Origin of the sequence: Flavobacterium sp. N1736 (assembly GCF_025947065.1) — a bacterium.
Taxonomy (GTDB): Bacteria; Bacteroidota; Bacteroidia; order Flavobacteriales; family Flavobacteriaceae; genus Flavobacterium.
Map to the genome: position 1 here is coordinate 5,096,938 of NZ_CP109994.1, position 9,093 is coordinate 5,106,030.

The following is a 9,093-nucleotide window of genomic DNA, read 5'->3' on the forward strand; positions in this document are numbered from 1 at the left end:
CGTATGATCTCCGAATTTATTAGAATATGTAAAATATTTTCAAGAGTCCATGCAAGAGATCTGTTATTATCTGGCTGAAATTATTTCTATCCGCTTTCATGTTTGGATTTAGGTAAAACATCGGTGTAAAACCTTCTTTACCCCAATACGCTAATTTACCACCAAGCGTTGTTCTGAATTTTAAATGTGGAGTGATGTTAGCCTCTAAATAAGCATTTCCAACAAAATCATCTGACCATTCGAATTGACCTAATCTTGTTTGGATATAACCTAAAGGATTCGTCATTTCTTGTTGAACCACAGGAGAAATTCCGTAAGGATTTCCATTAGCATCTCTAATAATACCTGCATTTGCATAATATCCAGTAGTATTTAATGCTGGGTTTGTCTCCACTAACGGAGTAATCGGGTCTAAGTTAATTGCAGAACTTAAAGGACCTCCAAACTCACTGTTTGTATTTCCAATACCTTTCGTTTTTTGGTGTGTGTAACCAAAAGTCTGTCCGAAAGTAAAATAGTCAGAAATTTTATGTGTTGAGTTTAAACGGAAATTTTTCTTTGTATAATTCGAAATATCTGTTGCAACAATACCTTCCTGATCCTGAATACCGAAAGAGGCATAAAAAGTAGATTTTTCACCACCTCCGCTAATGCTTAATTCGTGTGTGTATCTAAAAGCTGAATCATTAAAAATTGCATCCTGCCAATTAGTTCCATTACCAAAAGATGCCGGATCCGCATATTTTTTTGCACCACCATCACGTACAGATCTTTCATTCATTAATGTAGCATAATCTGTAGCATTCAGTAATTTTAATCTTTTAGCCGGACCAGATGTACCTGCAAAACCATTATAATTTACAGAAATTTTTCCTGATTTTCCTTTTAGTCGTAACCAAAATAACTCCTGTCGCAGCACGAGTACCATAAATTGCAGCAGAAGCAGCATCTTTAAGCACCTCGATAGATTCAATATCGCTTTGATTGATAAAACCAATTGCATTTGCATCTACAGCAACACCATCAACAACCCATAAAGGATCATTTCCTCCTTCTCTAAAAGTAGTTATACCTCTAATACGCACTTTTGAAGCTGCACCAGGCTGTCCGGAAGTAGCTGCAACAGTAACACCTGCTGCACGACCTTGTAAAGCTTGCTCTACACGTCCGTTTGGTACTTTTTCAAGATCAGCGGCTTTTACACTCGAGATTGCTCCCGTTACAACTGATTTCTTTTGCGTTCCATATCCCACAACCACAACTTCATTTAATGTTTGCGATTCTGGTTTTAATTGAATTGTAATCTTTGTTCTCCCATTTACAGCTTCAGTTACCGGAGCGTATCCAATAAAAGTAACTGTTAAAACACCGTTTGAAGCGGCCTGAATTTGGAATTTTCCATCAAAATCTGATGCCGTTGACTTTGTTGTTCCTTTTAATACAATAGTAGCACCCGGAACCGGCATTCCACTTTCATCAGTTATAACTCCATTTACTGTGACATCCTGAGCCACAGCTATAACCGAGAATAACAAAGACGAAACACAAAAAATAAGTAATTTTGTTAATTTCATTTTTCTAAAAATTTTGGTTAATTAATTAGTAATTTGATGCAATAATAATGTTATTTTTTTACTATCAACAATTAAAATTCATTACAAAAACACATCAAATTAAATTTTATTACATTACAAAAACCGATCATTTTTTTTATAATCATTTGATATTTAAATACTTAAATAATAAATTACAGATGTTATGAAAATGTTAATTGCAAAAATAAACACTACAGTTAGGTAAGATTGCTTATTTTTATATAAAAAAGTACCTTCTACAACGAAATAGTATGTTAATAAACGCACTAAATAGCTGTAAAACAACAATTTAAATATAAAAAACCGAAACAAGCTATAAAAATTATGAAATTGAGAAAATCATATTTATTATTATTTTTTTTACACTATTCACAATTACACTTTTTGGGCAGGTTAAAAATATTGGACTTCCGGATGTGAGAAATTACAAACGAAATGAATATAAAGGAGGCACACAAAACTGGAACATAGATCAGGATAAGAATGGAAATCTATATTTCGCAAATAATAGTGGTCTTTTACAATTTGACGGCTCTTCATGGCGACAATATCCATTGCCAAACTTAACTTCGGTAAGATGTTTGAAAATTGATGATTCCGGAAAAATATTCGTGGGCGGTTATAATGAATTTGGTTATTTTAAACCAAATGAAAAAGGAAAACTAGAATATACTTCATTATCTAAAAAAGTAGACGCCAATAAAATCAAAATAATCGATTTTATCTGGAAAATACATTCTTTTAACAATCAGGTAATCTTTCAGTCGTTTGCAAGAATATATATTTATAAAGACGGAAAGCTATCTATATTAAAAGCTCCAAAACGATTCCAGTTTTCATTTATAGTAAACAAAAAATTATATCTGCAGGATGAAGAAAAGGAATTTTAGAATACCGTAACGGTCAATTGTATTCTTTACCAAATACAACCTCCCTAAACAATACCGAGGTTTGGGCGATGTATTCAATCTCCAAAGAAAAAATATTAATTATAACACTGGATAAAGGTCTTTTTATCTATGAGAACAATACAATCAAACCGTGGAATACTGAAGCTAATAATTTCATTAAAAAGAACAGTTCGTTAGGCGGAGTCATTATAAAAAACAACTTTATAGTTCTAAACTCCGTTTTGGATGGCATTATAATTTGTGATTTTAACGGAAAAATTATTCAGCATATCAACAGAAAAAAGGGATTACAAAACAATACTGTTTTAACCTCTTTCATTGATAATAAAAATAATCTGTGGCTGGGCCTAGATAATGGTATTGCTTTTATAAATGAAGGTTCGCCGTTTACTTATTTTGGTTTTAGTTATGATATTAGTACTGTTTACGCTTCTGTAATACATGAAGGCAATTTATATGTAGCAACGAATCAAGGTGTTTTCTACCATGCCTGGAACAACGATACTAACAGTTTTAAAGAAGATATTTTTAAACTTGTTGAAGGAACAACAGCACAATCATGGAACGTTCAGGTAATTGACGGATTGCTTATATGTGCAAATAACAGAGGTGCATTACAAATACAAGGTGACAGGGTAACGAATGTAATCGATTCAAAAGGATATTTTGGATTCAAAAAAATTCCCGTAAACCCGGATATTTAATTGGCTCAAATTATGATGGTTTTGCTATTTTTCAAAAAACGCCAAACGGGCTGGTATTTAAAAACCAAGTCGCCGGATTTGACAAGTCTTCAAATATTTTGAGCTCGATCAATCTTATTTATGGTTAAAGAAAGATGAGTCTATTTATCGTATGTCTTTTAGCAGTGATCTCACGAGATTTTCATCTATCAAAAAGATAAATCATTTAACTTCAAAATATAAAAACATCGGAAGCATTCAAATGATCGATAATAAAATATACTTTCAAACTAATAATCATTTTTATAAATACTCTGAAGAACAGGATATATTTTATGAAGACAAAAAAATGTCGGATTTGTTTAAAAATATCCCTGTAATAAATAGTTTAAGTGAAGATTCTAAAGCAAACTTATGGTATGCTTTTGATGAGTCTCTTGGCGTTTTGATGAAAAAAAACAATCAATATGTTAACATTGTTGCGCCATTTTCTAATTTAACCGGTAATTTGGTAAGCAACTATTTATCTGTAAATACAATCGATGCTAACAATATTTTTATCGGTTTAACAGATGGTTTGGCGCATTACGACTCACAGTTACTAAATAATTTTGTAACAAAACCAAAGGCTTTTATTCGCAGCTTTTCATTTCCCGAGACACAATTGTTCTTGGAAACAATCAAAATAAAATAGAGAATATACGAATTCCGTATTCTTCAAATCACGTACGTTTTACTTTTTCATCGCCTACGTATGAAAATCTCGAAAATGTGCAATTTTCATATCAGCTGGAGCCTTTTGATGACAAATGGAGTAATTGGTCGACGATTTCTATTAAAGAATATACAAATCTTCGCGAAGGAGATTATACCATGAATGTTAAAGTGAGAAATAGCTACGGAATACAATCAGAACCCTCGACACTTTTGTTTACTGTATCGCCGCCTTGGTACAGGCATTTTTTAGCGTTCATGGTTTATTTTATTTTCATCATCATCGCAATTTATATTATTTCGAATCGAATAAAAATGAAGATTAGAAAAAATAAATATTATGAAACTATCGAACAAAGAAGGCTTTATCTTGAAAAAGAGTCAAGAATAAGACAAGAACAATACGATCTTGAAAAAGAAATTGAAAAGCTTAAAAACGATAAGCTTCAAATCAAAATCTTAGCAAAAGATAAAGAACTGGTGAACAACTCATTGCAGGTTGTAAAGAAGAATAAAATTTTAAACGGGATTATTCATAAACTTAAAGAAATCGATATTGAAGCTCTTGATGATTCGACTAAATTTCAGGTAAGTAAATTAAACAAAAGCATCGTAAAAGAGGTTAATACTGATAAAAGCTGGAAAGATTTAGAAAAGCATATTAAAAACGTTCATTTTGAATTCCTGAAAAGATTAAAGGAAAAATACCCAACTATTTCGCCGCGAGAACTTGATTTGTCAACCTATTTATTAATGAATATGTCAACGAAGGAAATCGCAGAAATCATGAATATTTCGACAGGCGGAGTTGAACTTGCCAGATACCGATTAAGAAAAAAACTCGGTTTAAATAAGAAGGAAAACTTAATTGGTTTTTTAATGAGTATTTAAAAACAAAAAAGCCATTCGTTGCGACGAATGGCTTTTTTGTTTTATGAATTATGATTAAATATATTCTAAAGTTCGCTCAAGCGCCATTCCTCTTGAACCTTTAATTAAAATGGTATTATCATTAATACTTGCGGTTTTAAGATACTCTGCAAAAGCATCAAAAGTTTCAAAAAAATGAACATTTTCTTTTAGATTTTTATGCTCGTAAAATGCTTTTCCAATTAAATAACAAACGGATTTATTTTGATTAGAAACTGAATCTACAATGATTTTATGTTCTTGCTGACTTTCATTTCCCAACTCAAACATATCTCCTAATATCATAATTTTATTAAGATTGTCTAATTGTACGAAATTTGCAATCGCAACAGCCATACTACTCGGATTGGCGTTGTAAGCATCCAGAATAATCTGGTTTGTTCCTTTTTTAATAATTGCGATCTGTTATTGTCCGGTACATAACCTTCAATAGCTGCTTTAATATCGTTATTATCAACTTTAAAATAAGTTCCTATCGCAACAGCGGCATTTATGTTATTTGCGTTATATAGTCCAATTAAATTAGACTTTACATTAAAATCACTGTATGTAATACCTACAAAAGGATTTGCTTCAATCCAATTTATTTTTACATCGGCATGATCTTTATCTATACCAAAGGTAAAAGACTGAATTGATTTAGATTTCTCGATTTGAATACGATCTTCAAGATTTACAAAAGCAGTTTTATTATTTTTGGCAAGATATTCATACATTTCGCTTTTTCCTTCGATCACGCCTTCAACACCACCAAAACCTTCAAGATGTGCTTTTCCAAAATTGGTTATATAACCATAATCAGGCTGGGCAATTTCGCATAAAAATTCTATTTCTTTTTTATGATTTGCGCCCATTTCAACAATTCCTATTTGAGTTTCACTTGTAAAAGATAACAAGGTTAAAGGAACGCCGATATGATTGTTTAAATTTCCAATGGTAGCTTTTGTTTTGAATTTTTTAGTCAAAACAACATTAATAAGTTCTTTTGTTGTCGTTTTACCGTTACTTCCTGTTAAAGCAATAATAGGTAATTTTAAATAGGCTCTGTGAAATTTTGATAATTCCTGTAAAGCCTCCAAACTGTTTTGAACCAAAATAGTTCTGTCGTCTATTAAATAGGATTCATTATCAATAATAACATACAAAGCGCCTAAATCAAGTGCTTGCTGTGCAAAAATATCGCATCAAAATTTTCTCCCTTAATAGCAAAAAACATAGAACCTTTTTCAATTTTTCGTGTGTCAATTGAAACTGATTTGCATTGCAAAAACAGATTATGAATTTCCTGAATATTCATTTATAAACATTTTTTTTATGAAGTGTAAAAATAGAAAAGTTCTAATAAAAAAATTCCAAATTCCAAACTGAAATCAGCACTGGAATTTGGAATTTTTTATATTGAAATTTCTAAAACTTAGTTTCTAGGCGATTTTCTTCTTTCAGCTTTAGAACCTACTCTTGACATTGCACATCTGAAACCGATATAATCAGTTGCCATATCCTGAGGGAAATATCTTCTTTGAGCCGGATCTAACCAGTAAGCTCTGTCTCTCCAAGAACCTCCTTTGTAAACTCTAACTTTATCATCGATTAAAGTAGTACGTTTACTAGAGTTATCATATTTTCTTACCATTTTACCTAAACTATCAGTAGTGATATTATGTTTAGGAGAATTGTACATATTTTGATCCGCTTTTGCTCCGGCTTCAGAATCTCCAAAGTCAAAATATTTAGATGATTGTTTATCACCATCTCTATAATTGATATTGTCGCTTGTACTGAAGTTTGTTCTCAAATACGTTTCATTTTCGTCAACTGGTACCTGAGCAATTTCTCCTGGAAGGTTTCTTGCAACAACTTTACCGTTACTTAAAGTATCATATTTGATATTGTCTTTAGTAATGATTTCAAGTTTACCGTCTTTACCAATTTTGTTTTAGCATATTGATTTCCTCTATAGTAGTTAAAATCATTCGCTTCATTATCAATAATAGGTCTGTAAACGTCAGCTACCCATTCTGCAACGTTACCTGCCATATCGTATAATCCGAAATCATTTGGCGCGTAGCTTTTTACAGAGTTTGTAATATCTGCTCCGTCATCTGACCAACCTGCAATTCCACCGTAATCACCGTTTCCTTGTTTAAAGTTAGCCAATTGATCTCCTTTGTTTTTACGTTTTGCAGAACGTGTATAATCTCCGGACCAAGGATATTTCTTTTGTCCTTTATATATATTGTATTCTCTTTGTCCAACATCAGCTGCAGCAGCATATTCCCACTCTGCCTCTGTAGGAAGTCTGTATTCTGGCAAGATAACTCCGAAGAACGTTGTGCGTACACATTTTTTTCTTCTACTACACCATCTTTATTAGCTTTTGGTCTTCTTCCGTTTGGATTTTTCTTCAATACAAGTTCTTCATTACCACCGTAAGTAGTAGATGGAGACGCTAAGTAAGCTTCTGTATTAAATAAACTTTCAGCACTAACATCTGTAGTTTTAGCACCTTTTTTAAGATATCCGTCTTTTTCAAGAACAGCTTCGTTTACACGGTCTGTTCTCCATTTACTAAATTCAACAGCTTGAATCCAGTTTACACCAACTACAGGGTAATTAGCATAAGAAGGATGTCTTAGGTAATTATTAGTCATCGTTTCGTTGTATCCTAAACGATTTCTCCATACCAAAGTATCAGGAGATGCTCCTTCATAAATATTCTTGTAATTTTCTTCTGTTGGAGGGAAAACTTTTTTAAGCCATTCCAGGTATTCTAAGTACATACCGTTCGTAACTTCAGTTTCATCCATGTAGAATGATTGAACGTGTTGTTGGGTTGGTGTGTTATTCCAATCGTGCATAACATCATCCTGTACTTTACCCATAGTAAACGTACCTCCTTCAACAAAAACTAAACCAGGACCAGCCTGTTGTTTTTTCCCTGCATTTCTAGCAGAAGTTCCATTCTGACTATCTACATCCCAACCTGTTGCTCTAGAAGCGTGGCTTGAACTCGATTTTTTGCTACAACTAGCCGTGCCCAACATCAATACCATTGACATCATTAATTGCAAGACTACAATTTTGTTTACTTTCATACTCATTCTTAGGTGATAAATTTAGGTGCTGCAATATAATAATTAACATTTAATTAGCAACATCTGTTCTAATAATTTATTTAGCTGTTTTTTACCAGAAAATAACCTATAGTTACGAACGCAAAAATATACTTTTTATTATTTACTATAACATGAAATACTATATTTTTACTTACTAAAATATTTTAATTTTAAATACGCTTTTAAACCTATGAAACAAGCTCTAATCCTGTATCTTTTTTTGATTCCGTTTGTCTCATTTTCCCAGATAAATAGCAGCTTCACATTAGATTGGCAAAACAAAAAGAGGTCAGTTTTGGCGAATACAAAATTATCATTCCTTATTTCACAGGAAACAGTTTTAGGTTCGATACTACTAAAAAAAACATAACACTCTTGCTTAAACTTGACGATTCAGGCTCCTCAAACGACAATTCTGTTTCTTTAACTAACGTCCATATACGAAACAATTTCAATATCGGATTTAGGCGATTTAACACCCGAAAACATCCCTAACAAACCAAATGAAACGCTAAAAAACGTCTTATCAAGAGACATAAGGCAAACTTTTCTATCTCTCTCCCAATTATTAGGGAAGGAAATAGCTACAAACGAATTAAATCATTTTCGTACGTAACAAACAGCAGTTCATCTAAAAGCAGCAATTCATCCACGTATCAAAAGTCAGCTTTAGTCACTAATTCTGTTTTGGCTTCCGGAGACTGGTATCGATTTTATGTTGAAAAATCTGGCGTATACAGAATTTCAAAATCTTTTTTACAAAGTTTAGGATTTGATGCCGGCAAAGTCGACCCAAGAAGAATTAAAATCTATGGAAATGGCGGAAAAATGCTTCCGCTGGCAAATAACATTTATTATCCGGATGATTTAACAGAAAACGGAATTCAGATTATAGGAGAAGAAGACGGAACTTTTAATAATGACGATTATATTCTTTTTTTATGCCGAAGGAGTGAACAACTGGAACACGGAAACCAGACTAACATTAACTTATATGATACTAAATCATACTATTATATTACGGCAAACGGAGGCGACGGAAAAGAATTCCCACAACAAATCAGCCTACAGGAAGCATACGCTGGAGCTAAACACGTTTGATGACTATCAATTTCACGAAATTGATCTTACTAACATTTTACAT

At 32.4% G+C, this 9,093-nt stretch carries 7 protein-coding genes and 2 pseudogenes; 5 read left to right on the plus strand and 4 right to left on the minus strand.

Features of this window, described 5'->3' with window-relative positions; genetic code table 11:
* Positions 1-19: 19 nt before the first annotated feature.
* A complete protein-coding gene (locus OLM54_RS21565; protein ID WP_264536571.1) occupies positions 20-919 on the minus strand; it encodes a hypothetical protein in 900 nt (299 codons plus the stop codon).
* Positions 852-1,574, minus strand: a complete 723-nt coding sequence (locus tag OLM54_RS21570; RefSeq protein ID WP_264536572.1) for a TonB-dependent receptor plug domain-containing protein — start codon at positions 1,572-1,574, stop codon at positions 852-854. The genes OLM54_RS21565 and OLM54_RS21570 overlap by 68 nt, the downstream gene beginning before the upstream one ends.
* Positions 1,575-2,011: 437 nt before the next feature.
* On the opposite strand from OLM54_RS21570, the gene OLM54_RS21675 reads away from it, so the two are divergent.
* The 4 genes from OLM54_RS21675 to OLM54_RS21690 all read left to right on the plus strand — a co-directional run bounded on the left by OLM54_RS21675 (position 2,012) and on the right by OLM54_RS21690 (position 4,794).
* Positions 2,012-2,485 carry a hypothetical protein gene (locus OLM54_RS21675; protein ID WP_319802295.1) on the plus strand — a complete coding sequence of 158 codons (474 nt, stop codon included), beginning with the start codon at positions 2,012-2,014 and terminating at the stop codon, positions 2,483-2,485.
* A gap of 68 nt (positions 2,486-2,553) precedes the next feature.
* The gene (locus tag OLM54_RS21680) at positions 2,554-3,210 is read left to right on the plus strand and encodes a hypothetical protein (protein ID WP_319802296.1); all 657 of its coding nucleotides are present in this window, start codon (positions 2,554-2,556) and stop codon (positions 3,208-3,210) included.
* Positions 3,211-3,361: 151 nt separating this feature from the next.
* Positions 3,362-3,883, plus strand: coding sequence for a hypothetical protein (locus tag OLM54_RS21685; protein ID WP_319802297.1), 522 nt, complete (start codon positions 3,362-3,364; stop codon positions 3,881-3,883).
* A 77-nt stretch (positions 3,884-3,960) separates the two neighbouring features.
* Complete coding sequence (locus OLM54_RS21690; RefSeq protein ID WP_319802298.1) at positions 3,961-4,794, plus strand: triple tyrosine motif-containing protein; 834 nt, start codon at positions 3,961-3,963, stop codon at positions 4,792-4,794.
* Between the two features lie 54 nt (positions 4,795-4,848).
* On the opposite strand, the pseudogene OLM54_RS21580 reads toward OLM54_RS21690, so the two are convergent.
* Positions 4,849-6,130, minus strand: a pseudogene (locus OLM54_RS21580) (UDP-N-acetylmuramoyl-tripeptide--D-alanyl-D-alanine ligase).
* Positions 6,131-6,247: 117 nt separating this feature from the next.
* Positions 6,248-7,928: pseudogene (gene gldJ / locus OLM54_RS21585) on the minus strand (gliding motility lipoprotein GldJ).
* Between the two features lie 708 nt (positions 7,929-8,636).
* Here gldJ and OLM54_RS21590 point away from each other — a divergent pair.
* Entirely contained in the window at positions 8,637-9,050 is a 414-nt protein-coding gene (locus OLM54_RS21590) for a hypothetical protein (RefSeq protein WP_264536573.1), read from the plus strand.
* Positions 9,051-9,093: the final 43 nt, after the last annotated feature.